Origin of the sequence: Halomonas sp. A11-A (genome assembly GCF_003182195.1) — a bacterium.
Taxonomy (GTDB): Bacteria; Pseudomonadota; Gammaproteobacteria; order Pseudomonadales; family Halomonadaceae; genus Halomonas; species Halomonas alkalicola.
The window spans coordinates 27,528-49,627 of sequence record NZ_QGTM01000021.1; the positions used below are offsets into that span (position 1 = coordinate 27,528).

The 22,100-nt window shown below is 62.6% G+C and carries 24 protein-coding genes and 2 pseudogenes; 9 read left to right on the plus strand and 17 right to left on the minus strand.

What is annotated here, in order from left to right:
- Window positions 1-12 precede the first annotated feature (12 nt).
- From rimO to DER72_RS12465, 3 genes are read left to right on the plus strand one after another with little or no spacing between them, the layout of a single operon-like run.
- The gene (gene rimO / locus DER72_RS12455) at window positions 13-1,338 is read left to right on the plus strand and encodes a 30S ribosomal protein S12 methylthiotransferase RimO (RefSeq protein ID WP_110070311.1); all 1,326 of its coding nucleotides are present in this window, start codon (window positions 13-15) and stop codon (window positions 1,336-1,338) included.
- 13 nt (window positions 1,339-1,351) lie between these two features.
- Window positions 1,352-3,259 (plus strand): SEC-C metal-binding domain-containing protein, encoded by a 1,908-nt coding sequence (locus DER72_RS12460; RefSeq protein ID WP_219983276.1) that lies wholly within the window; start codon window positions 1,352-1,354, stop codon window positions 3,257-3,259.
- 42 nt (window positions 3,260-3,301) lie between these two features.
- Entirely contained in the window at window positions 3,302-4,870 is a 1,569-nt protein-coding gene (locus DER72_RS12465; protein WP_110070313.1) for an ATP-binding protein, read from the plus strand.
- 82 nt (window positions 4,871-4,952) lie between these two features.
- On the opposite strand, the gene DER72_RS12470 is transcribed toward DER72_RS12465, so the two are convergent.
- Window positions 4,953-6,032 (minus strand): glycosyltransferase family 9 protein, encoded by a 1,080-nt coding sequence (locus DER72_RS12470; protein ID WP_110070314.1) that lies wholly within the window; start codon window positions 6,030-6,032, stop codon window positions 4,953-4,955.
- Window positions 6,033-6,134: 102 nt separating this feature from the next.
- Between DER72_RS12470 and DER72_RS12475 the strand changes: the two genes are divergently transcribed.
- The gene (locus tag DER72_RS12475; protein ID WP_110070315.1) at window positions 6,135-6,821 is read left to right on the plus strand and encodes a glycosyltransferase family 25 protein; all 687 of its coding nucleotides are present in this window, start codon (window positions 6,135-6,137) and stop codon (window positions 6,819-6,821) included.
- A gap of 25 nt (window positions 6,822-6,846) precedes the next feature.
- On the opposite strand, the gene DER72_RS12480 is transcribed toward DER72_RS12475, so the two are convergent.
- The 4 genes and pseudogenes from DER72_RS12480 to DER72_RS12495 form a co-directional block, all read right to left on the minus strand.
- A complete protein-coding gene (locus tag DER72_RS12480) occupies window positions 6,847-7,656 on the minus strand; it encodes a glycosyltransferase family 32 protein (RefSeq protein ID WP_110070316.1) in 810 nt (269 codons plus the stop codon).
- Between the two features lie 4 nt (window positions 7,657-7,660).
- Entirely contained in the window at window positions 7,661-8,707 is a 1,047-nt protein-coding gene (locus tag DER72_RS12485) for a flagellar motor protein MotB (protein WP_258306295.1), read from the minus strand.
- Complete coding sequence (locus DER72_RS12490; RefSeq protein WP_110070317.1) at window positions 8,676-9,563, minus strand: motility protein A; 888 nt, start codon at window positions 9,561-9,563, stop codon at window positions 8,676-8,678. The genes DER72_RS12485 and DER72_RS12490 overlap by 32 nt, the downstream gene beginning before the upstream one ends.
- Before the next feature lie 125 nt (window positions 9,564-9,688).
- Window positions 9,689-9,952, minus strand: a pseudogene (locus DER72_RS12495) (transposase domain-containing protein); the annotation flags it as partial.
- Window positions 9,953-10,367: 415 nt separating this feature from the next.
- Between DER72_RS12495 and DER72_RS12500 the strand changes: the two are divergent.
- Window positions 10,368-10,997, plus strand: coding sequence for a hypothetical protein (locus tag DER72_RS12500; protein WP_110070318.1), 630 nt, complete (start codon window positions 10,368-10,370; stop codon window positions 10,995-10,997).
- A gap of 20 nt (window positions 10,998-11,017) precedes the next feature.
- Here the strand turns inward: DER72_RS12500 and DER72_RS12505 are convergent, their stop codons facing one another.
- From DER72_RS12505 to DER72_RS12555, 10 genes are all read right to left on the minus strand, one after another.
- Window positions 11,018-11,530 (minus strand): opioid growth factor receptor-related protein, encoded by a 513-nt coding sequence (locus DER72_RS12505; protein ID WP_110070319.1) that lies wholly within the window; start codon window positions 11,528-11,530, stop codon window positions 11,018-11,020.
- Window positions 11,531-11,534: 4 nt separating this feature from the next.
- The gene (locus DER72_RS12510; RefSeq protein ID WP_110070320.1) at window positions 11,535-11,834 is read right to left on the minus strand and encodes an addiction module antidote protein; all 300 of its coding nucleotides are present in this window, start codon (window positions 11,832-11,834) and stop codon (window positions 11,535-11,537) included.
- Window positions 11,831-12,130, minus strand: coding sequence for a type II toxin-antitoxin system RelE/ParE family toxin (locus tag DER72_RS12515; RefSeq protein WP_110070321.1), 300 nt, complete (start codon window positions 12,128-12,130; stop codon window positions 11,831-11,833). Before DER72_RS12515 ends, DER72_RS12510 begins: the two co-directional genes overlap by 4 nt.
- A 56-nt stretch (window positions 12,131-12,186) precedes the next feature.
- Complete coding sequence (locus DER72_RS12520) at window positions 12,187-12,681, minus strand: hypothetical protein (protein WP_110070322.1); 495 nt, start codon at window positions 12,679-12,681, stop codon at window positions 12,187-12,189.
- 54 nt (window positions 12,682-12,735) lie between these two features.
- Window positions 12,736-13,110, minus strand: coding sequence for a hypothetical protein (locus tag DER72_RS12525; protein WP_110070323.1), 375 nt, complete (start codon window positions 13,108-13,110; stop codon window positions 12,736-12,738).
- Window positions 13,111-13,396: 286 nt separating this feature from the next.
- Window positions 13,397-14,104 carry a lipopolysaccharide kinase InaA family protein gene (locus DER72_RS12530; protein ID WP_181395668.1) on the minus strand — a complete coding sequence of 236 codons (708 nt, stop codon included), beginning with the start codon at window positions 14,102-14,104 and terminating at the stop codon, window positions 13,397-13,399.
- Entirely contained in the window at window positions 14,101-15,432 is a 1,332-nt protein-coding gene (locus DER72_RS12535; protein ID WP_146209058.1) for an O-antigen ligase, read from the minus strand. The genes DER72_RS12530 and DER72_RS12535 overlap by 4 nt, the downstream gene beginning before the upstream one ends.
- A gap of 140 nt (window positions 15,433-15,572) precedes the next feature.
- Window positions 15,573-16,340, minus strand: a complete 768-nt coding sequence (locus DER72_RS12540; protein ID WP_181395669.1) for a SapC family protein — start codon at window positions 16,338-16,340, stop codon at window positions 15,573-15,575.
- A gap of 178 nt (window positions 16,341-16,518) precedes the next feature.
- Window positions 16,519-17,934, minus strand: a complete 1,416-nt coding sequence (locus DER72_RS16050) for a hypothetical protein (RefSeq protein ID WP_146209059.1) — start codon at window positions 17,932-17,934, stop codon at window positions 16,519-16,521.
- A 48-nt stretch (window positions 17,935-17,982) separates the two neighbouring features.
- Window positions 17,983-18,678, minus strand: coding sequence for a helix-turn-helix transcriptional regulator (locus DER72_RS12555; RefSeq protein ID WP_146209060.1), 696 nt, complete (start codon window positions 18,676-18,678; stop codon window positions 17,983-17,985).
- 84 nt (window positions 18,679-18,762) lie between these two features.
- On the opposite strand from DER72_RS12555, the gene DER72_RS12560 reads away from it, so the two are divergent.
- The 4 genes and pseudogenes from DER72_RS12560 to DER72_RS12575 all read left to right on the plus strand — a co-directional run bounded on the left by DER72_RS12560 (window position 18,763) and on the right by DER72_RS12575 (window position 21,113).
- On the plus strand, window positions 18,763-19,983 hold the full coding sequence (locus DER72_RS12560; protein ID WP_110070330.1) for a site-specific integrase: 1,221 nt from the start codon (window positions 18,763-18,765) through the stop codon (window positions 19,981-19,983).
- Between the two features lie 145 nt (window positions 19,984-20,128).
- Window positions 20,129-20,371: pseudogene (locus tag DER72_RS12565) on the plus strand (type II toxin-antitoxin system RelE/ParE family toxin); the annotation flags it as partial.
- Window positions 20,364-20,678 carry an addiction module antidote protein gene (locus DER72_RS12570; RefSeq protein WP_110070332.1) on the plus strand — a complete coding sequence of 105 codons (315 nt, stop codon included), beginning with the start codon at window positions 20,364-20,366 and terminating at the stop codon, window positions 20,676-20,678. The pseudogene DER72_RS12565 and the gene DER72_RS12570, both read left to right, overlap by 8 nt.
- A 210-nt stretch (window positions 20,679-20,888) precedes the next feature.
- Entirely contained in the window at window positions 20,889-21,113 is a 225-nt protein-coding gene (locus DER72_RS12575; RefSeq protein ID WP_110070333.1) for a hypothetical protein, read from the plus strand.
- Between the two features lie 12 nt (window positions 21,114-21,125).
- Here DER72_RS12575 and DER72_RS16480 read toward each other — a convergent pair whose 3' ends face one another.
- Together DER72_RS16480 and DER72_RS12585 are read right to left on the minus strand one after the other, a co-directional pair.
- A complete protein-coding gene (locus DER72_RS16480) occupies window positions 21,126-21,554 on the minus strand; it encodes a DUF4351 domain-containing protein (RefSeq protein ID WP_258306296.1) in 429 nt (142 codons plus the stop codon).
- A gap of 78 nt (window positions 21,555-21,632) precedes the next feature.
- Window positions 21,633-22,061 (minus strand): hypothetical protein, encoded by a 429-nt coding sequence (locus tag DER72_RS12585; RefSeq protein ID WP_110070334.1) that lies wholly within the window; start codon window positions 22,059-22,061, stop codon window positions 21,633-21,635.
- Between the last annotated feature and the right edge of the window lie 39 nt (window positions 22,062-22,100).

Consider the following 22,100-nt stretch of genomic DNA (forward strand, 5'->3'; position numbering starts at 1 on the left):
AAGGTCAATTGCATGTCCACACCCAAGGTCGGTTTCGTCTCGCTCGGCTGCCCCAAGGCGCTGGTGGATTCCGAACGGATCCTCACCCAGCTGCGCACCGAGGGCTACGAGATCACTCCGAGCTACGACGACGCCGACGTGGTGGTGGTCAACACCTGCGGCTTCATTGACAGCGCCAAGGCGGAATCGCTCGATGCCATCGGCGAGGCGATCGCCGAGAACGGCCGTGTGATCGTCACCGGCTGCATGGGCGTGGAGGAAGGCGCCATCCGCGACGTTCACCCCAGCGTGCTCGCCGTCACCGGCCCCCAGCAGTACGAGCAGGTGGTCAGCGCCGTCCACGAGGTGGTGCCGCCCCGCCAGGACCACGACCCGCGCATCGACCTGGTGCCGCCCCAGGGCGTCAAGCTAACCCCGCGCCACTACGCCTACCTGAAGATCTCCGAGGGCTGCAACCACAGCTGCAGCTTCTGCATTATCCCCTCCATGCGCGGCAAGCTGGTCAGCCGCCCGGTGGGCGAGGTGCTCAGCGAGGCCGAGGGGCTGAAGCGCGCCGGCGTCAAGGAGCTCCTGGTGATCTCCCAGGACACCAGCGCCTACGGGGTCGACCTCAAGTACCGCACCGGCTTCTGGAACGGCCGCCCGGTGAAGACCCGCATGACCGAGCTGTGCGAGGCGCTCAGCGAGCTCGGCATCTGGGTACGCCTGCACTACGTCTACCCCTACCCCCACGTGGACGAGCTGATCCCATTGATGGCCGAGGGCAAGCTCTTGCCCTACCTGGATATCCCCTTCCAGCACGCGAGCCCCAAGGTGCTCAAGGCGATGAAGCGCCCGGCCTTCGAGGACAGGACCCTCGAGCGCATCAAGCGCTGGCGGGAGATCTGCCCGGAGCTCACCATCCGCTCTACCTTTATCGTCGGCTTCCCCGGCGAGACCGAGGAGGACTTCCAGTACCTGCTCGACTGGCTCACCGAGGCCCAGTTAGACCGCGTCGGCTGCTTCCAGTACTCCCCGGTAGACGGCGCCCCGGCCAACGACATGGAACTCGAGCCGGTGCCGGACGACGTCAAGCAGGAGCGCTGGGAGCGCTTCATGGCCCACCAGCAGCAGATCTCCGCCGCCCGGCTGCAGGCCAAGATCGGCCGCGAGATCGAGGTGCTGGTGGACGAGATCACCGACGAAGGCCCCATCGGCCGCAGCCACGCCGACGCCCCGGAGATCGACGGCATGGTGTTCCTCGAGACCGATCTTGAACTCAGCCCCGGCCAGATCATTCGGGCCCGGGTGACCCATGCCGACGAGTATGACCTCTGGGCCGAGGTGGTTAACGCCTGAGCGTAGAGGATTCATGTCCTTCGATCACGAACTCGACAGGAGAGACAAGGTACCGATGGTTGACGCCGATCTTCCCGAGATTCCTGCAGAGCTCGAAATCAGCATCGACGCCTTCCTGGAGGCGTCATTACGGCACATCCTCCAGTACGAGAGTGCCGACGCCTACTTCGCAGCGCTAGACGAAATCACCCGACGCAGCGGCGTTACCGAATGGTTCGACCCGCAGATGCCCTTCTGGCCGATCGCGCACACCCTCTGGGACAACGCGCCGTTGCCCTCGCGGGGCTTCCGGCCGGACCCGCTTCCCGAGCCGAAACGCAACGACCCTTGCCCCTGCGGCTCGGGCAAGAAGTTCAAGCGCTGCTGCCAACCGCTGCGGCAGGAACTCCCCCTGGGCCTCGACGACGAGCTGCCGGTGCTGCGGATCGCCGCGTCACTCTTCACCGCCAAGCAGCGCAAGGAAGCCGCCAGCAAGGCACCGCCCAGGCTGCGGCTGGTGCTTGCCGAGTTGGAACTGGATGACAACCACCCCGGCAAGGCGCGCACCCAGCTGTTGAAACTGCTCAAGCAGGGCGTCCTGGAGGCCGACCTTCAGGCCCAGGCCGTCCATCTGCTGGGCGACGCCTATAACGCCCTCGGCCATCAATCGGCCGGCGAAAAAGCCATGAGCGATCTGCTCCCCAGCCTTAAGCCGCCGGCCGCCGCCGAGGCGCTCCACTGGCTGACGGGGCAGGCGCTGCTGGATGGCCGCCCCGCCGACGCCATGGCGTTGCTCCACCAGGCCGAGACGCTGGACCCGGACAACCTGTCCAACGGCCTCTTCAAGGTGGTCTGCCTGCGCGATATCGGCGCCGATGCCGAGGCCCAGCGTACCGCCCAGGAGTGGCTGCCGGTTGCCCGGGAGCTGGGACTCGAGGATGCCATCGCCTTCTTCGAGGAGCAGACCAGCCTGGCCACCCTGCCGGACGACATCCCGGATGACGAGGATGAGCCCGAAGCGTTCGCCGACGACGCCCCGGAAGACGACCGCCTGATGGCCCTGTTCGGCGCGCCGGATGAGCTACTGAGGCCGATTGCCGGCCTGCTGAAGAGCGCACTCCGCCAGCCGCTCTACCCGGTCACATTCGAGCCGGGCCCGCCCGGCCCCGACGGCGATGGAGCCCAGTGGGTGCTGATGCTGCCACCCGAGGTCGAGCAGGCCCAGGCGGCTCTCTACCAGACTGGCAATCCACAGAACCCGCTGGACCCCGAGCTGATTCGCCAGCAACCGGCGCTGCTGCAGAGCCCCGACTTCCTACAGCAGCTCGATGCCTTTGCCGGCGCTGCCTTCAGCACCGCTCACGAGCAGTTCAACAAGGCGCTGCAGCGGCAGCAGGAGCGAGTGATTGCCCATATCCTGGACGCCCTGCCCGAGGGCGGCCAACTGCCCTGGGCATGGCTGGAACATCGCCCCCTGCTCAGGCTGATGATGCAGCACGCCCTCGACCAGGAGGACCAGGGCGCCGCCATTCGCGGCCTCTCGCAGCTGCTGGCCCTCTGCCCGAATGACAACCTTGGCGCGCGCGCCCCACTGGTCAACGCCCTGCTGCGCGATGGGCAGGATGAAGCGGCGCTGGCCATCTGTGAGCAGTTCCCAGACGACGCACTGGCCGAGACCCGCTATGGCCGAGTGCTGGCCCTGGTGCGACTCAACCGCCTGCATGACGCCGAAAAGGCCCTCTCCCAGGCCTATCGGGCGCTACCCAAGGTGCTCAACTACCTGATCGCCAGCAAACGCAAGCCGCCGAAGCTCGACCCCCAGCGCATGACCATCGGTGGCCCCGATCAGGCGTGGTATTACCGCCAGGAGATGCGCGACCTCTTCCAGGCCACCCCGGGTGCCCTTGGCTGGATGGACAGCATCAAGAAGCGGCTCAGGTAACTCTGCTATCCTTGACGACGCGTGCCCCTACCGGAGGTTGCCTTGACCCTCACTCGCAAGAAGCTGCCCATTGGCATCCAGACCTTCGCCGATATCATCGAGGGCGGCTACTACTACGTCGACAAGACACCCCACATCCATCGCCTGGTGGAAGAAGGCAAGTACTACTTTCTGTCGCGGCCGCGGCGCTTCGGCAAGAGCCTGCTGGTGGACACCCTGCGCTGCCTCTTCGAGGGCCGCGAAGCCCTGTTTAACGGTCTGTACATCCACGACAAGTGGGACTGGCGAGTTCAACACCCTGTCATCCGCCTGAGCTTTGCCGATGGCGTCATCGGCAGCCGTGAGGCCCTGGACCAGCACATCAACGAGCTGCTGCAGGCCGAAGCCACACGCCATGCCGTCGCCTTCGACAACATCTCCATTGCCGGCAGGTTTCGCGAGCTGATCCACAAGGCCCACCAACAGCATGGCCAGCGCGTCGTGATCCTGGTGGATGAGTACGACAAGCCGATCCTCGACAACCTGCTCACGCCCGAGCGCGCCCGCGAGCTGCGCGAGGGGCTCAAGAACCTCTACAGCGTGCTCAAGGATGCCGACCCGCACCTGGCCTTCGTGCTGCTCACCGGCGTCTCCAAGTTCAGTAAGGTCAGCCTCTTTTCCGGGCTAAACAACCTCAATGACATCACCCTGGATGCGCCCTTAGCCACGATCTGCGGCTACACCGACGAAGACATCGACAGCGTCTTCGCCCCAGAGCTTCAGGCGCTCGATCGCAACGAAATACGAGCCTGGTACAACGGCTACCGGTGGGGTGGACATGAGGCCCCCTCCGTCTACAATCCCTTCGATGTCCTGTTACTATTTCAGAAGCGCCTTTTCGGCGCCTACTGGTTCGAGAGCGCCACGCCGACCTTCCTGGTCGAGGTGCTCAAGCAGCGCGGTGTCTTTACCCCAGCGCTAACGGCCTGGCATAGCCGACCGGCACTGCTGAGCAGGTTCGACGTCGATGATATCGCCACCGAGGCGCTGCTGTTCCAGACCGGCTACCTGACCATCAAGGCCATACGCGAGGAAATCCCAAACCGCCCGATCTATGCACTGGGGTTTCCCAACCAGGAGGTAGAGGCCAGCCTGAACGAAGCGCTGTTGCCGGCACTGGGCATCAACAACGACAGCCTCGACGAGTTGATGGTAAGGCTGCCTCGCCTGCTGAAAACCGCCGACCTGCCCGGCCTGGAAGCCCACCTCAAGGCGCTCTTCGCCGGCCTGCCCCACGACTGGTACCGAAACAACCCGATTGCGAAGTATGAGGGTCACTATGCCAGCGTCTTCTACAGTCACTTCGCCGCCCTGGGCCTGCGCGTCACCGTGGAAGACGCCAGCCACCATGGCCGCGTCGATATGACCGTCGACTTCGCCGGCCACCTCTACCTGTTCGAGTTCAAGGTGGTGGAGCAGCTCCCCGAAGGCCGCGCATTACAGCAGATCAAGGACAAGGGCTACGCCGACAAGTACCGCGGCCAAGGCAAGGTGATACATCTGATCGGTGTGGAATTTTCACGCGACAAGCGCCAGATCGTGGGTTTCGAGGTAGAAACCGACGCAGCGTGATTAGTCACCACCATGGGCACTACTGATGGTAGCCACGCTCCGCGGGCGGTTCGGCGTCTCGACGAATGGCAGTGTTGCTGGCTCAGCAAAGGCGCTTCCACTCCAAGGCGTCAAGCTCACGCTCAACGGCTCTCCAGTCCAGCCGATTCACATCCTGCGGGTCGCCCGGTAGAGACAACAGGTTGATCGATGCAGGGTGGCGGCTATGCCAATCGTCTCGATCATCGGGATCGTAGGGGAACAGCACGAAAGACGGCACACCCAGCCCATCGGCCATGTGCACGGTGGCGGTGATTCCGGATATCAAGCCATCCGAGTGGGCAATGAGGGCAATGTTGTCATGAATGGCGCGTGTCTCGGGCAGGCAGACCACTCGGCCACCCTCGAACCGTGAGCATAGACCCTCCACCTCGGCCTGCTTGCCAGGCGCCGACATCACGCACACCTCATGCTCGGGTAAACGCTCCAGTACAAGCCCTATCAGCCGCTCTGAAGTCTCGGGGGTCAGGCTTCTCGCCCTGCCCTTGCTGTAGGCGTTGAAGGTAACCATGGGGGGGCGACCCTCGCGCCACTGCTCAATACGAGCTTCGGCCTCATCGCTGCGCGGAACCACATACTCGGTGCTCACCTCGGTAATACCGCATTTCTCGAGCATCACCAGGTACTTGTCTACCATATGCCGTCCGCGGGTGGCCTCACCAAGCTTCAGGTCCACCAGCCCCACGCTGTCATCCAAGCTGGCAATATGCCTAGTCCTGAGCTGGCTGAGCAGGAAAATGTCGCGATGCTTGATCAGGTGGCTGAAGAACACCACCAGATCCACCTCGCCGATCTTCTCGGCAAGAGTCCGCATGGCGTCCTTGCCCGGCTTGCGCACCGTTTCATGAACCACATCTACGGCGAAGGTATCGCGAAACAGGGGCGCCATCTCCGGCGTTGACACCACCTCCACCGAGATCTCCGGGTCGAATGCCTTCAGCGCCCTGGGAACGAAGGAGAACACCACTGAATCGCCCCACTTCGCGTCCCAGCGGATGAATACCACCCTCTTCAGATGATCGACATGATCCACCAATGGCTTGGGCCGATCATGGCGGCGGCGACTGATGGCAATACGGAGGCTGTCACGGCCGGCACGCAGGCGGTTGATCCACTTCCTCATCTTTCAGCTTTACCCTCATAATCACAGGATTGAAAATTGCCATCATTATCCGATAAAATATCGATCATCGCAAAGCCAAAATCCAAAACCACAGAGTGAAAAATGACTAAACTTCCGCCTATTTATATAATATCCCTACCGAATTCAAAGAGACGCGAGAACATTCATGCCGAATTTAAAAAAATGGATGTGAAGTTTCAATTCTGGGATGGGATAAGTGGAAAAGACTTGAGCGATGAAGAGCTATCTGAAATTGACACTGATTACACCCAAAAGGAGTGGGGACATGGGCTAGGCAAGGGAGAGATAGGATGTGCCCTTAGCCATATCCGCATGTATGAACACATGATTGAAAAAGGGATTGGAAGCGCCATTATATTAGAAGACGACGCCAAGCCACTTGAAAACTTCAAGGAAGTGCTCACAGCACTGATGAAAAAAATTCCGAAGCGATCAGAGATAGTTTACCTATATCATGGAAAAGCCAAGTCATGGCCCATCAAAAGAACTCTAGCAAATGGCTATAAATTAGCGAGATATCGTCATCCAAGCAAAAGATCCAAACGAACAATCATTGGCGCAGTAGGATATTGGCTATCATTGGATGGTGCAAAAAAGCTTGTTGAAAATGCTTACCCAATAAGACAGCCTGCAGATTATTTGACTGGATACATACAGCGCAGCAAAATAAATGCGTACGGCATTGAACCAAATATTTTAATGGAGAGCGGCTTGCCATCTGAAATTGATTCATTAGAAAAACGAAACTATGGTGGGCACACTAGCTGAGGAGCTAGCTCCATCATGAGCACCGTCAATCATCTATTCGGACGACTTCAGTTTTGTGCTGCTGCTCATGCCACTTCCCTTCCTTCTTGTCGATGTACTGGAAGTGGCGATTGGTGAAACTTCCCTGGTTGCAGGCGTGACGATACGAAACCGTATCCACCTCATCCAGGGAAAGCACCTCATTAAAGACACCTGGGCCGGTCAACTGGAAGACGCCAGGATAGCGACGTTCGGCAATATTTTCATTGATCCGTTCAGCAACCAGTTGGAGACGGGAATTACCGGGCATGCTGGCAATAAAGTAGTTGCTCAGCTCCCCCTTCCTCGTCGTCACGAAAAGCTCTTCACCTCCCCGCTTCAGAATGCTTGCGAGAGGCCATACCGCATGGGCATCGATGTCCATGTAGACACCTCCATACTTAAGAAGGACGAGCACCCTCCATACATCGGCCTGAGCGGCACCAATCTGTAGTTTCAAATAGTTCTGGTAGATATCATCAGGGTAGTTCGCCTTGATGAACTCTCCGCGCGCCTCGGTGATCATGAAGCGATATTCGAAGGTCGGCGCCATCAGACGATTAAACAGATAGTTAAGGTATACCGGAAACGTTACCTTATTGGTAAAGTTGGTCTGCCAGATAACGTGCGGAATGCCACCATTTGGCTGCCGTGTTTTCAGCCAAGGCGCGGCGTGCTCGGGCAAGCTGAAGCGCTTGCGAGGAAACAAAAAATGAAATCCGTAGCTTGTCACCTTTATGGTATTGGCAACCAGCTTTATGAATCGCCCAGTCATCAGCACAACGACATTCTTGACCCTAACCGACGCTTCCGACATTCCTCTACCCCTCTTTCGCATGAATCACAACCTCAACTCGCCGATTCATCGCCCGGCCATCTTCGTTAGCATTATCCGCCAACGGGCGAGTATCCGCGAGTCCCACCGCCTGCAGGCGCTTAGGCTCCACGCCTGCCGCTTCCAAGGCATGCACGATGGCGATTGCCCGAGCACTGGAGAGAGCCCAGTTCGAGGAGAATTCGGGCGTGCTGATAGGTCGATCATCCGAGTGGCCCTCCACGGAGACACGGCCCGCATAGCGCTGTATGGTCTCGAGCAGGTCAGTCACCAAGGCCATCCCCTCCTCCGTCAGCTCGGCCTCGGCAGACGCGAACAGCAAATGGTCCTCGACCCTCAATCGAATGCCCTCCTGCACTCTCGACACCACCACGCCCTGGAGATCAAGCAGTTCGAACGCCTCATAGGATGACGTCGGTGACTGCGCTTGCGTTTCGCCCGCCGCCAGTGGCGGAGCATTGCCCGGACGATCATCCTCAAGCGCTCGAAGGTAGCCACTCACCGGTAGAGCAGTATCAATGCCCGATGGCAATGCAAGACCTGGCAAGGGCTCAAACACCGGCAAGGACGCTGAGACCGACGGGTCCGTCCCGAGTTGCCTGGGCGGCCAGGCAGAAATAGGTCCTGAATCACGTTGCGCGTGAAGCGGAACCGGCCCGACTCGCTGAGGCAGACCCGACACGCCCAGGGCTGCGCTGATCGCGGCTGGCAGCAACGCGCTGGTGGACCGGCGCGGGTCATGCTCGACACCAGCTCGCACGAGCTCGCTCGGTAGCGGCACCCCCAGCGCCAGCGGCGGCATGAAGGAATCCATGTCCGCCATATCTGTCGACTCGGAGCGCAGGGGTAGCGAAGTCAGACCTGAGGCCACAAGAATCAGCACCATCAACGCTACCAGAAGCGTCATGACATCCATGTAACTGATCATCCAGCCGCCCTGCCCTTCATCGTCGAAAACAGGGTCGAGGAGGTCATCATGGCGGTTTGAGCCGCGGTGCGCCTCAATCACGGGATTCGCCGGCTCGGTGGGCATCGAAGGAATCGACCGCCCCCGACCGTAACCACCAGCGGCCCGGCCATCCTCGCCCACTGCCTAATGAGAGCTTCTGCTTAGGCTCTGGATCCTGCAGCTCATCCTGGTGCTGGACCACGAAGGAGTTGAGCGTTGCCTCGATAAACGCGGGCGCGCGTCTGCGAGAAAGCAGTGCCACCCCCTCCATGATCATGTTCATGGTGATCAGGCGCTCCTCGGTGCGCCGTTCAAGCTTGACGGCAATGGGCTTGAACACGAGGTTGGCCAGCACGATCCCGTAAAAGGTTGAGAGCAACGCCACCGCCATGCGCTCACCCACCAGGGCCAAGTTGTCCATGTCAATGACGGCAAGCATGCTGATCAGGCCAACCACGGTACCCACCATGCCGAAAGCGGGGGCATAGAGTGCCATGGTGCGAAACATCTGCGCCTCAGCGCGCTCACGGGCCTTCATGCGCACGGTTCGCCAGCGCATCAGGTCCAGCACCTCGTGCTCTGGGGTGTTGTCGATGACCAGCTCGACCCCAGTGCGCAGAAAGGGGTTGCGAACCTCATTGAGAGCAGTCTCCACCTTCCTGGGGTCACCGGTAAACCAGAGCCGGGCGAGATGAACCAGCGCCTCGATATCGCGGTCATCTCGCCGCCCGCCATCACGAAACACTCGCACCACAAGGCTCGCTACCCGCAGCAGCTCCTTGACGGGATAGCTGATCAGCACGGCGCCCAAGGTTCCAAGCAGTACAATAGCTAATCCCGGCACGTTCAGCAGGGCCACGGGATCATCGGCACTCAGGAGCATCAGGCTTGCAAGCAGCAGGACGGTCACCAGCACGCCAAGCCAGCCAGTCGGGGTCATGTGAATACTCCACGTTGTTGCCGGAGGCCATAGACTAGCGCAGAGACAGCAAGCGCAATGTTGCGATATACGCGCGCAAAGGGCGGCAACTCGGTAACCGGCCGGGCATCACCGCTTGTCAGTGATCAGCCGGTGTGCTGCCAGTTGTGGGGCAGGAGTTCGTGGAGCTGGCTGGCCTTCTGGGTCGGCAGCCGTTCCAGCACGTCCTTCAGGTAGGCCTAGGGCTTATGGCCATTCAGCTTGGCGCACTGGATCAGGCTCATGATGTTGGCGGCGCGCTGGCCACTGCGCAGCGACCCGGCAAACAGCCAGTTACTGCGACCCAACGCCCAGGGGCGAATCAGGTTCTCCGCCCGGTTGTTGTCGATCGGCAACCCGCCGTCGTCGAGGCAACACGGCCGGCCAGAGTAACTGTCGCTCTATACCGGGCTTTGTGGCTGACTGTGGCGAGGAAGGCCAGATGATCGGCGAGGCCTGGCGGGCGGTGGGCTATGGCTGCGACGCCTGTCGCCAGGGGGTGATGCAGGCGCGGCGTCGGGCCAGTGTGCTGGAGATGAGGTGTACGGGGTGTGGGGTGGCTGACGCGGGCTAATCGGCCGTGAGGGGTCACAGCGCCTCGGGGCGGCTTCGTGATACGGCGAGACAGGGAGGTCATTCAAGGATCCACGCCATCTGCCGATCTATACGGTATCAACGTCACCGGCCATCAAAGGGAGCTTGAGATGCCGATCGTATCGATCATCGCCTGGCTGCTCAGCGTGCCTGTCATGGTCTTGGCATTATTACTGACCAGGGAGCTCGCCCATGAGGTCTTCACCCAACAACCGCCTCAACGCCATGATGGAGGCGCTGCTGGCCGCCCATGACGACGCTCAACGGTTGTCGCGGTCCTCGCTGCATCGCATGCCGGAGTTCTTCATGGCCATGCGGGTGGCCGACTACTTCGCTGTCCATTTCGACAATTTCGGCTATCGCTTGGAGGCGCAGGTCAAGCGCACTTTAGAGGCCTCGGACATGCAGGTCGACGACATCGCCGAGCTGCTTCGGGAACCCGACCTGCGCCCTGACGGGCGTTTCGACCTGGTACTGCACACGGACAAGCGGGGACGCACGGCGCATATCCTGGAGTTCAAGCGGGGTGATGCCATGCGCGGGCTGATCAGCGATATCCGCCGGCTGGCCAAGGTCAGCCGCCATGCCGGACGACATAGCCTCAAGACCAACTACTTGGTGCTGACCCGCCGCTGCCCCTCGAACCGGGATACCACCGGCCGTTTGATCGAACGCATCGGCAACAGGTTGCACGCTGAGGGGCTGGACGATCTCGATGTGAACCTGATCGCCTCCGAACCACAGCACCCGTTCCTCAATCATGACCACCTGCCGATGGCCAATCGCGCGTTCCAGATCGTGATTCTCGAGATCCAGGGGTAACGGGTTTCGGTCACACGCCCTCAGGGCTGGGCGGCCGCACGCCAGTAAGCCATTGACTGCTCCGACACCACGCCCTGGGTCGTGCCGATCTCGATCATCGCCTGCTGGAAGGCCGCCGCGAGCTCGGGCTGGTGGCAGAGATACAGGCTGCGGATGATCCGCGAGATCCGCAGGTGGTTGTGGCCACCGCGCTTGAGCCAGATGTGCTCGCGCATGTTGAGCGCGGGCAGCGCCTCAATCGTCAGCCCCCGGCGAGAGAGCCCGAAGAACTTGAGCATCACGTCCAGCGAACGGCGTTGATTGGCCCGCAGCGCCTCGTCATTGGCGAAGGCGGCGCGGTCGGCGTCGCTCAGCAGCGGCGCGTAGCCGTTGAAGCGCCCCGCCTCGGGAATCGGGAACAGCCACTGGATATAATCGTGGGTGTGTTCCAGCCAGAACGGCTCCAAGGCCCAGAGGTCGTGAATCGTTCGCCCCTGGTGGTCACGGGCCTCGCCGCGATAGAAGGCGATCAGGGGCGTGCTGGACTCGCTCATCGCATCACGCGGCCGGGGTATTGTGGGGACGTGCCGTCAAGTCCACGCCCAGGGCGCGCATCACGGCGAGCATGGTTTTCAGGGTCGGGTTGCCTTGCTCGCTGAAGGAGCGATACAGCTGCTCGCGGGAGAGCCCGGTCTCGCGTGCCAGCTCTGTCATCCCCTTGGCGCGGGCCACCACGCCCATGGCTTTGGCAATGTAAGCCGTATCACCCGTCTCAAGGGCATCGGCGAGAAAGACCGCAATGGCTTCCTCGCTCTCGAGTGCCGCTGCCGGATCGTAATCGTAAACCTTATCGCTCATGACGCCTCCCACTCGGCTGCCAGACGCTGTGCCGTCTCGATATCATCTTGCTGGGTGCTTTTGTCGCCACCGCACAGGAGGATGATGATCTCGTCACCACGCTGCTTGTAGTAGACACGGTAGCCAGGACCGTGATGGATACGCAGCTCGCTGACCCCCTGCCCCACGGGCTTCACATCGCCCGGTAAGCCATTGGCCAGCCGGAAAACACGCGCCGCAATCAGCGCCTTGGCACGCTGATCCCGGAGCTTGCGCTCCCACTTGCGATAGGTGTCGGTCTGTTTGATATCGAGCATCGGCCAATTGTAGTTCTTAAACTACAAAAGCGCAAGACAATGCCGCGTGCCACCGCTCAGTGGTCCCCGGCAGGCGGGTGAGCCGCCAAGTAGGCCGCCTTCAGCTCCGCCAGGAAGCGCTGGGCGGTCGGCCAGGCGATCCTGGCACTCCAGTCGTCGGCATTGCCCTTCCAGAGGCGGCCATCGGCCCTCGCTTCCCAGCACAGCAGCCAGTCGCCGACCCGGATATCATCGCCTTCGAGGAAGGTCTTGGCGTGGGCTTCGCCATCGCTTGCGGCCTCGTTATAGTCCAATTCGCCCGTGCAATGGTAGAGCTTGGCGTGGAGGGCTTCGAGGAAGTAGACCCGCGGACGGCCGCAGCGCTCCGCCTCGGCCAGCAGGCCCGCCAGCGCCCAGGGGTTGGAGCCCAGGGTCGGCGACACGAGGATCTCGTCCAGGCTGTGCAGGGGCAGGTAGTCACGCCAGCCCGCGCCCAGGTAGGCCACGGCGACGCGTCGTGGTTGGACCTTGTCCAGCGCCGATTGCAGCTCGGCGGGGGATGACAGGTACATCAGGGGCGTCTCCTTGAGTGATGGCGAATCCATGACCGAGTCCGCATCCAGCAGTTATGGCCGCTGCGCCCCAGACAGCGCCTCCTGGCGCAGCCGGTCGGCATAGACGTAGAGCTCGTTGATCTCGCGCTGCATGATCGCCAGATCCTCCCACTCCTCCTCGGAGAAGGTGCGCAGCATAAGGTGACCGATACGCTCGGACTCGGCATGGAATCGCTCAGCGGCGGCCAGGTACTCGTTCTCCACTGCCGTGATAAAGCTCCCGCATTCCCGGTTCATGCCCCCGTGAGAGGTGTCGACACAGACCCAGCCCATGTCCCAGGTGCGGTAGACGGTGTCGTAGTGCGCCTCGGGGGAGAACGGCTCGGCGTGGGCCGCCTGAGCCAGCCAGAGGGTGAGGCCAAGCGGTAGCGCCAGGTAACGCGTCATATCCTTTCCTTGGTCAACGGTCAAAATCAAAGCTCGGCTCATCGCCACCTTCGCCGAACAGGTGCTCATTCAGAGAATCGGCACCCACGGCACCCGGCCGCAGCCGGTGAGCAGCAGCACGATACTCAGGGCAATCCATCTCCATTTCATTTCAACCTCTCCATACTCACCATCCGCATGGCGTTCCCCCTCCCCTGCTCAACATCCCCCATCCTGGTGCGCAGAGGAACGGTGCACGACCAGGGGCCAGCTTGCCGAGTCCGCGCCTTGAGGCCGCTCGGCCACCTCACCCTTCCCGCCAGCGCCGTTTCAGCTCCCCATGCAGCTGCTCCCGGTAGCCCTCATCGAGCAGGCCGCGGTGACTGATCGAGCGCACCATGGCCCGCCATCCGGCCCGCCTCCCCCTCGGCAAGGGGCGCACATGAGTATCCACCCAAATAAGCGCCCCAGATGGCCGACATAAAAAGTTGTTCATGTGCAGGTCGCGATGCACGTAGCCGGCTCTGGCCAGGCGCATCAGATCGTCGCACAGCCGCGACAGGAAGGCCGGACGGTCGGCCTCCGCCAAGCGGCTGAAGTAGTGAGCGCCGGTCACGGCGTCCTCGACGTGGTCCATCAGCAGCAGCGAGCCAAGGGGATTTCGCGGGTTCAGGGAGACGCCCCAGGCGACGCACTCGGGGGTGGTCAGCCCAGCCGCCTGCACGATCCGCTTGCTGCGGATCTCCTTACGCGCTTCGAACTGGAAAAACAGCCGCTTGTCCAGGTAGTCGCGAAACAGCCAGCGGAAGAAGCGCCCAGAGCGAGCGTGCTTGTCGCCCTTGAGCTTGGCCAGAGCGCCCGTGTCGAGATCGAAAAAGAATTCGCTGCTGGCCACGCTCTCCAGGCGGCGGGCCCGAGCGTCCTTGACCAGCCGGTAGGGACGCGCGGCATGGTGGCGCTGGAACAGCAGATAGCGGCGCGGGGTGCCGTCGAGATCGACCTTGACCCACCTCACCGGGGCACCTCCTGAGTGGAGGTGTGAGTCTGAGGATCGGCATGGGCGCTGGCGTGGGGAGGGGCGTGGGCCTCGGCAGGGGCCAGGGTGGCCTCGACCCGGCTGCGCCGGTAAAGCAGGAACAGGGTCAGCAGCAGGTAGGCATAGTAGGTGCCGATCATCTCGTGCTGTAGCGCCACCTCGGTCAGGCAGAACAGCACGAAGCCGGTGCTGACCACAAAGCCCGCCAAGGCCAGGGCGTTATCGCGGTGTCTGAGATAGGCGAGCGCGAAGTACCCGGCGGGCAGCACCAGGTAGCCCAGCAGGGCCAGCATGCCGATCAGCCCACCGGTGGCCAAGGTCTCGAAGTACTGGCTGTGGGCGTGGCCACGGGAGACGCCGTTGACCCACTCGGTGAGTCGCCCGGCCTCGACCAACTGGGCATTGAGCAGCTCTCTCTCGGCATAGGTGAGGCCGATCAGCGGGCGGGCCTGGAAGGCCTCGCCGGCGGCGATCCACAGCTGTAGCCGCCCACCGCTGGACTCGGATCCGGCCAGATTACCGGCGGCGATGTGGCTGAACTCCTGCCAGGTGTAGAGCAGACGCTCCTGGACCAGGGGCACGACCAGGACGCTGACCGTGACCAGCACCAGGGCCACGCCTAGGGCCAGCAGGGCGCGTCGCCCGCCCCAGCGGCGCAGGTTGATGAGCCACACCAGGCCGAGTACCAGCGGCAGCGGGAACAGCGCCCCCCGGGAGATGCTCAGCAGGGTGGCCAGGAAGGCACCCAGCACGCCGGCGACGACCAGCGCGGGCCAGCGGGCGCCCGGCAGCAGGGCCACCCCCAGCAGTACCAGGGAGGCGACCAGGTAGCCGAAGTTGATGTGGAACAGAAAACCATCGGCCTTGTAGTGGCCGAGGATCAGGGTCTGGTAGATGGCCAGCACCGCGGCGCCGGCCCCGCCCAGGCACAGCCCGAGCTCCATGGCCGCCCGGTAGGCGGCGACCGAGGCCTGCCGCCGGGACAGCACATGCCGGGTCATCAGGTAGACCGGGAACAGCACCAGCATGTGCAGCCCGGGACTGAGGTAGCGCCAGGCATAGCCGTCCAGCACGAAGACAGGCAGGTGGCTCAGGGCATAGAGCGCGAGCAGGGCCAGGATCACGCCATCCTGACGGGTGAGGCGGCGCGCCTCGGGATGGGCGACCAGGTAGGCCAGGGCATAGAGCAGCAGCACGCCAATCAGCGCGTGAACCCGCAGCGGGGTCGTCACCAGCAGGGCCAGCACCAGCAGGAGGATCAGGCGGCTCATGCGGTCAGCCGCGGTGGGGGTCAATAGGGTGGTCATGTCGGCAGTCGCCAGGCAGTCGGAAGACAAGCGGGACACCCCGGCCCCGGCGGGGCGGTCCCGGCTCGTGGTCGCGTGCGGCTTGTCTCCTGCCCGGGGCGTTGGCTCCATTCAGTCGACGTCAGGGGGATCGATGTGGCTCAGCTGTCAAAGTTGAACACAAACTCGTCGTCGCCTTCCCCGAACAGCTCGTCCAGGTTGTCGGGGGCAGCTTGGCTGGCGGGATTGAGCCGCGCCAGGCGAGCCAGCAGGTGGGTCTGGGGAATCGAGAGGTTGAGCGCGTAGGCGATGGGCAGCGCCTGGGCTTTCCGCAGGGCCAGGAACGCCTCGTCGTCGAGCTGGCTCAGCGCCCGCTCGTCGATCATGTGCAGGCCGTCGATGGCAAGGCCCAGCTGGCTCGTCAGCGCTTCGGGCCAGGGGGTGATGACCTTGGCGCGGGCCAAGGCTTGCAGGGCCTTGTGGGTGGCCTGGTGCTTGCGGTGGTGGGTCTTGAGCGCCTCGACGCGGGTGGCCACGGCCTCACGCATCTGGCCGGCGTCATCGAAGAAGGGCTCGCCGGCGCCGTGGGGGTCCTCGAGGCCGCTGTCGCGGTCGAAGGTGACGATGCCCTTCTCCCCCACCGCGACCACGGCAAAGGGCCAGGTGGCAAGCCAGGCGGGCCGGTAGTTGCCCAGCCACTTGCCGTCCTTGAGGAACAGGTTGTGGCCGGTCTCGAGGCCGCAGACACCCACCAGGCGCCATTCGCGGCCCTCCTTGACCAGCGCCAAGGGCATGCTGGCGGCGGCCTTGGCCAACTCCCCGGCATGCAGGGGCAGCAGCGCCTGGTGGGTGGCAAAGGCGAGATCGACGGGCGGGTGCCAGGTCTTGCCCTGGCACTCCTTGGGGCTGAGGACGAGGGGTGTGGTCATGGGGTCTCCTGAAAATGGTCGAAATGGTGGACAAGCATTGAGGAAATGTCGCACGGACCAGAACAGCATTTTCGCAGCACTCGGTGGATATGAAAAACCCCCAGCCTTGTGGGCCGGGGGTTCATGGCTCAAGCAGAGGGCCTTGCGACCCTCTCGGTCAAGCGAGGTTCAGAGAACCTTAGGCGATGGAGATAAAGCCGTTCTCCAGAACCAGATCGTCTGCATTCACGCCAGTCAGCGTGATGGTGGTGATCTCGTCCAGGTTACGGTCGCCACCGGCAGCCGCCTCGGCTTCGATGAACAGGATGGTGTTATTACCGTCCTGCTGCACGAAGATCTCGCGGACGTCGTTGGAGCCCAGACGCTCGGCAGACAGGTCAGCCTCGTCTTCCAGGCGAGTCAGCTGTGCGAATGCATCGCCGACGTACAGGACGTCGGAGCCTTCGTCGCTGAAGTTGGTGATTTCGAGGCCAGTAGCCTCGGTGTCCTCGACATAAAGGAAGACATCATCTTCGATGGTGCCGTCGACAGAGTCGTCAACCACGGTGACGAAGAAGCCAGCGTCTTCCAGTGCGTCCAGCGCATCATCGATATCGTCTTCCAGGGCCTCGAGCTGCTCGCTCAGGGACTTGGCTTCCAGATACGCTTCAACGACCACTTGGAAAGCGCTCAGCTCAAGGCGAGCGTCGATCAGAGTCTGGGAGATGGAACCAGCGGTGAGCGGACCTGCCTCAAGATCGATAGTCGGATCTTCAGCCTTGCCATCACCATCGACACCCCAAACGCCGCCAGGGCCACTGGTATCCTGCGTGTAGTAATCAGCAGCCACCAGGTCATCGATGGAGCCATCGTAACCATCCACCTCAGACTCGGCCTCCAGCTGAACCACGCGCAGCAGGGCAGTCTCGAAGTTGGTCAGAGCGGTATCGGCAGACACCAGGCCACTGTAGAGAGCCTGACCTGCGGCCAGCAGCGCATCGATGCCAGCAAGACCCTTGCCTGTCTCGCCTACGACAACCTTGCCATCCTTGACTTCGAGATAAACCTCAGCAGTAGTGGTCGCATCACGCACAGCAAAGGTGCCACGCTCGCCAGCAGTGCCGTACACAATCTCGAGGTCACCAACGGTCAGATCAGCTGTTGCCACTTCAAACTTGGCGATTTCCGCGTTCAGAGCGACATCGAGCTTGGTGGCTGCTTCGGCAGAAGCTTCCAGCTGCGACTTACGATTCAGCAGGGTGTCGATACGGCCATTCAGACCACGGACGTCGTTGACGTCTTCCTGCGCATCAGCAACAGCTTCTTCGAGGTCTTCGGTGATCTGTTCGATCTTGGCGGCTACGACACGGTCGGAATCACCAGCAAGAACCGTGGTAGTGGTACCAACTGCGGTGAAACCGTTCAGATCACCGCGAGCATCGGTCAGATAATCAGCAATAGCCGCTTCGATCTCTTCGTTGGTCGGATCTTCCGCGTCGACTGCATCTTCTGCCAGAATCGCGGCAATTGCCTCGATGGCAGCAGCGTCGGTCAGGAAGTCGTCCTTGGCCTCAACAGTAGCCAGGTAGGCTTCCAGCAGTTCAGTGAGAGCCAAGGTGAGTCATTTTGAATCATGCAATGTAATCAGTCACTTAGCCCTCGCCTATTCGCTCTCCGGGCCCTTTCCTCCCTTTGTCCTCCCGGGGCGTTTCTTGGCCGCTGAACGCCGCATCCGCTCCATCGTGTCTTCCCCAATAATATCAGCTAGTTGCGGTGCCTCGGGCAGATCCTCCACCGTCCCCCGATCGTCCCCCTCTTTCGCCGTGGGAGGCGCGGATTCGCCAGGCGACAGGGCGCGAGCCTGCACGGCATGTACCTCGCGCTGGGCCTGTTGCCAAGCGGGATCGGCGGCTGAGGGAAACGGCTTGTCCCGGTAGCGATCCATGGTTTGCGAGCGCTGAGTGGCGGTGAGCGCCAGCAGACGATCGAAGTCGGACGGGGTGTGGGCCTCGGGCCGTTCGAACAGGCTGAGCTGCTCGGGCAGGTCGGTGCCCTCGGTGAGGGTCTCCACGCTGAGCGCCATGGCGGTGAGGCTGTAGCTCACCTGGGCGCCCTGCTCGGGATCGACGGTGATGGTCACCCCGAGGTCGCGAAAGACGTCCAGCAGTTGATCCAGGGTCTCCTGCCGGGCCCGTTCGATGCCACGCAGGGATTCGATGCGGTCCAGGGTAGGACGCGAGATACGTGAGAGCTTGGCGAGATCGCTCTGGCTGAGGCGAAAGAAGGTGCGCAGGGATTTGACCAGGATGGCGATCTGGTAGGCCACCTTGAGGCTAGGTGATGCTGGGTGCGGGTTCATGGCATTGCACTCTTAGTAGTCATTTTGAATCTTGTTCTGCTATATTGACCCTATTGGTTCATTGGGCTCATAGGAGATAGCATAGTGGCCACCCTCTCGCTCACGCAATCGTTGGTCGACAAGCAGACCTGCCCCAAGGGCAAGCGCAAGCTCAACGTGATGGACCGCCAGGTGACCGGCCTGCTGCTGGAGCTGCGCGAATCCGGCGGGCGCACCTGGTATGTGCGCTACACCGACGACCGCGGCAAGCGCTTCCAGCATAAGCTCGGCGATGCCCAGGTATTGAAGCTGTCCCAGGCGCGCCAGCTGGCCCAGGAGATCAAGGCCCAGGTGCTGATGGGCGAGAGCCCCACCGAGCAGCGCAAGCTCGCTCGCCAGGTGCCGACGCTTTCCGCCTTCGTCGCCGAGCGCTACCTGCCCTATGTGAAGGTCCACAAGCGTTCATGGATCACCGACGAGATCCTGCTGCGCTGCCATGTGCTGCCCGAGGTGGGCCATAAGCCGCTGGACCGGATCACCAAGGCGGAGCTGATCGCGCTGTTCCACGCCCACCGCCAGACCCACAAGCCGGCCAGCACCAACCGGGTGATGCACCTGCTGCGCTACGTCTACAACCTGGCGCTGGAGTGGGAGATCCCGGGGCTGAAGGAGAACCCCACCAAGGGCATTCGCCAGTTCCAGGAGAACAACAAGCGCGAGCGCTACCTGACGCCGGAGGAGGCCAAGCGGCTGTTCCAGGCCATCGAGGCCTCCCCCAACTCGCTGCTAACGCCGATCGTGGGGCTGCTGCTGTTGACCGGCGCGCGGCGCGGCGAGGTATTGAAGGCGCGCTGGGACGATATCCACTGGGAGCAGCGGCGCTGGCGGATTCCGCTGCCCAAGGCCGGCGAGGCGCGCCACGTGCCGCTCTCCGACCAGGCGCTGGCGATCCTGTCCGCGCGGCGCGAGGTGGTCCCCGAGGACGTGGAATGGGTGTTCGCCAATCCACAGACCGGCAAGCCCTTCACCAACGTGACGTACAGCTGGAACAGCGCGCGGGAGAAGGCGGGCCTGGCGGACGTTCGCCTGCACGACCTGCGGCATAGCTTCGCCAGTTTCCTGATCAACAGCGGCCGCTCGCTCTACGAGGTGCAGCGCCTGCTGGGGCACAACCATGTGCGCACCACCCAGCGCTACGCCCACCTCTCCCAGGAGACGCTGCTGAGCGCGGCCAACGGGGTGGGCTCGATGCTCAGCGCCTCATTGGCCGGCCCGGTCAATCTACCGGCACCACCGGTCGAGGTGACGCAGAGCATGGTGGGATGAGCGATAGCCGGGGACCGTATGGGCTCCCGGCATTTGCCCGCGCCAGGCCGCTCCAAACGGGGCGGCCTTCTTGCTGGCAGCGAGTGTGAACCAAAGTTGACACCATCCGGACTGTTAACTAGAGTGGACAGATGATCGAACTCATAAAAACCGATGTCTTCGATCGGTGGCTGCGCGGTCTGCGGGACACCCGGGCGACGCGAAGCCGGTCGGGGAAGGCGTCTCCGAGTTGCGCGTCCCCTATGGCCCCGGCTACCGCATCTACTACATCAACCGCGGGCCGGTGATCGTGGTGTTGCTCTGCGGCGGCGACAAAGCCAGCCAGCCCCGCGACATCGACCAGGCCAAGACCATTGCCGCGCAATGGAAGGAGTCATCCCATGACTGAGCAAGCCGTCACCTTCAGCCACTACGACGCCGCAGACTACCTGCAGAGTGAGGAGGACATTGCCGCCTACCTCGAGGCGGTGATGGAAGAGAACGATCCCGCGCTGCTCGCCGCCGCGCTGGGAGACGTCGCCCGCGCACGCAACATGAGCCAGCTCGCCAAGGAGGTGGGCATGAGCCGCGAGGGGCTCTACAAGGCGCTGTCCGGCGAGGGCAATCCGGCGTTCTCCACGATCAGCAAGGTGGCCAACGCCCTGGGACTGCGCCTGACGATTGAACCCCTCTCGCGGCCTGACGCCCACGGCTGAGCGGTGGCGCTCGCCATACCGCAGCCCCGACTGACAAGGCCGCTCCAAACGGGGCGGCCTTTGTTTGGGTAGCCCCCTGTCGCCACGCTCAACCATGAGCGCCACGCCACTCAGAAATGAGTGACCGCCCACCCGACAACGAGCCAGCGCTGCCCATCACGTCGTGACAACAGACTGGGACCTTCCCCATCACGTCGTGAGATTGCCCCCATGGCCGCCAGCCACCAGCAGCGCTATCGCCAGCGCCGACGGGCGCAAGGATACAAGGAAGTGACCGTGAGCCTGGATGCGGGCAGCGACGAGAGGCTACGCCGGCTGAGCCAGACCCACGGCAAGACGCGACAGGAGGTAGTGAAGCTGGCGCTGCTGGCCGCGGAGCGCCTGCTGGACGGCGAGTTGATCGCCAAGGGAGGGGCGTGGCGGATCGAGCCATGATCCGCCAGGGGGTCAGTGCTTGAACAGCTCCTCGAGAGAGTTGGCCGTCAGCATCTGCGTGCCCCACTCGCCGAGCTGCTCATCGGTGGCTGACGCGAGCTTCTCGTCTACCCACGAGGGCAGATCTCCGAATTTGAAGGCCAACTGCATGCGCAGCAGCCCAGCGAAACCCTCTAGACGACCTTCCTGGCGGCCTTCGAGCCGCTCCTTCTTGACCAGGTTCTCTAGGTTCTCTGCCAACATAGCTTTGTCCTCCACCAGGCTATTGAGCCGGTCCAGGTTGATCCCGGCCCCCAGCCGATGCAAATGGCGCTTGAGCCAGCGGGTGATGATCCGGTCGATGCGCTCCTTGTGGGGGTCGGCCTGGATGATCGCCACGATGCGGTCCACGGCGCGCTGTAGGGCCTCCCAGCTCTCACCGGCGTTCTCGACGCTGAACACCCCACTCAGCGGGGTCTGGCGATCGCTAGGGGTGTGGCGGGTCGAGCCGTGACGGTAACTAAGTGAGGGGATGCGTCCTCAGGCACTCAAACCATGCCGGTGCCCGGTCGCGTCGGCGTAGGTACGGGTCTGCATGGGAAGCAACGCTTTGCGCAGTGGCGCGGTGGCATCGTTCAGGCCCCATCGCTTGCTGGGGGAATATCGCCCTTGGGTGGGTATTCCGTCGCCTCCCAGCAGTTGTCGATGGAAATGCCGGGTGAGCTGTTGCAGGTGTCGTGCGGTATCTCGGCGGCATACCGGGTACTGGCTTAGCAGCTCGAGTACACAGAGCGCCCGCTGGAACTCCTCACGAGACATCACGTCGCGCAGCCTATCCATCTCCGCCTGCGTCGGCCGATAGCCCCGGTACCAGACGACTTCGGCCAGCTGCTTCACATCCTCGACGGCAAGCTCTAGAGGGCGTGAGCCGACCCGATACAGCCGTTTGCGTGTGAAGGAAACCGTCATACCTCCCTCAGTGACGCGCCGCGTCAGTGCTTGAACAGC

What these genes read in the sequence shown, in the direction of transcription:
- rimO (WP_110070311.1), top strand. Translation starts at nt 13, where the DNA reads ATGTCCACACCCAAGGTCGGTTTCGTCTCGCTCGGCTGCCCCAAGGCG.
- DER72_RS12460 (WP_219983276.1), top strand. Translation starts at nt 1,352, where the DNA reads ATGTCCTTCGATCACGAACTCGACAGGAGAGACAAGGTACCGATGGTT.
- DER72_RS12470 (WP_110070314.1), bottom strand. Translation starts at nt 6,032, where the DNA reads ATGAGGAAGTGGATCAACCGCCTGCGTGCCGGCCGTGACAGCCTCCGT.
- DER72_RS12475 (WP_110070315.1), top strand. Translation starts at nt 6,135, where the DNA reads ATGACTAAACTTCCGCCTATTTATATAATATCCCTACCGAATTCAAAG.
- DER72_RS12480 (WP_110070316.1), bottom strand. Translation starts at nt 7,656, where the DNA reads ATGTCGGAAGCGTCGGTTAGGGTCAAGAATGTCGTTGTGCTGATGACT.
- DER72_RS12485 (WP_258306295.1), bottom strand. Translation starts at nt 8,707, where the DNA reads ATGCCCACCGAGCCGGCGAATCCCGTGATTGAGGCGCACCGCGGCTCA.
- DER72_RS12490 (WP_110070317.1), bottom strand. Translation starts at nt 9,563, where the DNA reads ATGACCCCGACTGGCTGGCTTGGCGTGCTGGTGACCGTCCTGCTGCTT.
- DER72_RS12500 (WP_110070318.1), top strand. Translation starts at nt 10,368, where the DNA reads ATGAGGTCTTCACCCAACAACCGCCTCAACGCCATGATGGAGGCGCTG.
- DER72_RS12505 (WP_110070319.1), bottom strand. Translation starts at nt 11,530, where the DNA reads ATGAGCGAGTCCAGCACGCCCCTGATCGCCTTCTATCGCGGCGAGGCC.
- DER72_RS12510 (WP_110070320.1), bottom strand. Translation starts at nt 11,834, where the DNA reads ATGAGCGATAAGGTTTACGATTACGATCCGGCAGCGGCACTCGAGAGC.
- DER72_RS12515 (WP_110070321.1), bottom strand. Translation starts at nt 12,130, where the DNA reads ATGCTCGATATCAAACAGACCGACACCTATCGCAAGTGGGAGCGCAAG.
- DER72_RS12520 (WP_110070322.1), bottom strand. Translation starts at nt 12,681, where the DNA reads ATGTACCTGTCATCCCCCGCCGAGCTGCAATCGGCGCTGGACAAGGTC.
- DER72_RS12525 (WP_110070323.1), bottom strand. Translation starts at nt 13,110, where the DNA reads ATGACGCGTTACCTGGCGCTACCGCTTGGCCTCACCCTCTGGCTGGCT.
- DER72_RS12535 (WP_146209058.1), bottom strand. Translation starts at nt 15,432, where the DNA reads ATGACCACCCTATTGACCCCCACCGCGGCTGACCGCATGAGCCGCCTG.
- DER72_RS12540 (WP_181395669.1), bottom strand. Translation starts at nt 16,340, where the DNA reads ATGACCACACCCCTCGTCCTCAGCCCCAAGGAGTGCCAGGGCAAGACC.
- DER72_RS12555 (WP_146209060.1), bottom strand. Translation starts at nt 18,678, where the DNA reads ATGAACCCGCACCCAGCATCACCTAGCCTCAAGGTGGCCTACCAGATC.
- DER72_RS12570 (WP_110070332.1), top strand. Translation starts at nt 20,364, where the DNA reads ATGACTGAGCAAGCCGTCACCTTCAGCCACTACGACGCCGCAGACTAC.
- DER72_RS12575 (WP_110070333.1), top strand. Translation starts at nt 20,889, where the DNA reads ATGGCCGCCAGCCACCAGCAGCGCTATCGCCAGCGCCGACGGGCGCAA.
- DER72_RS12585 (WP_110070334.1), bottom strand. Translation starts at nt 22,061, where the DNA reads ATGACGGTTTCCTTCACACGCAAACGGCTGTATCGGGTCGGCTCACGC.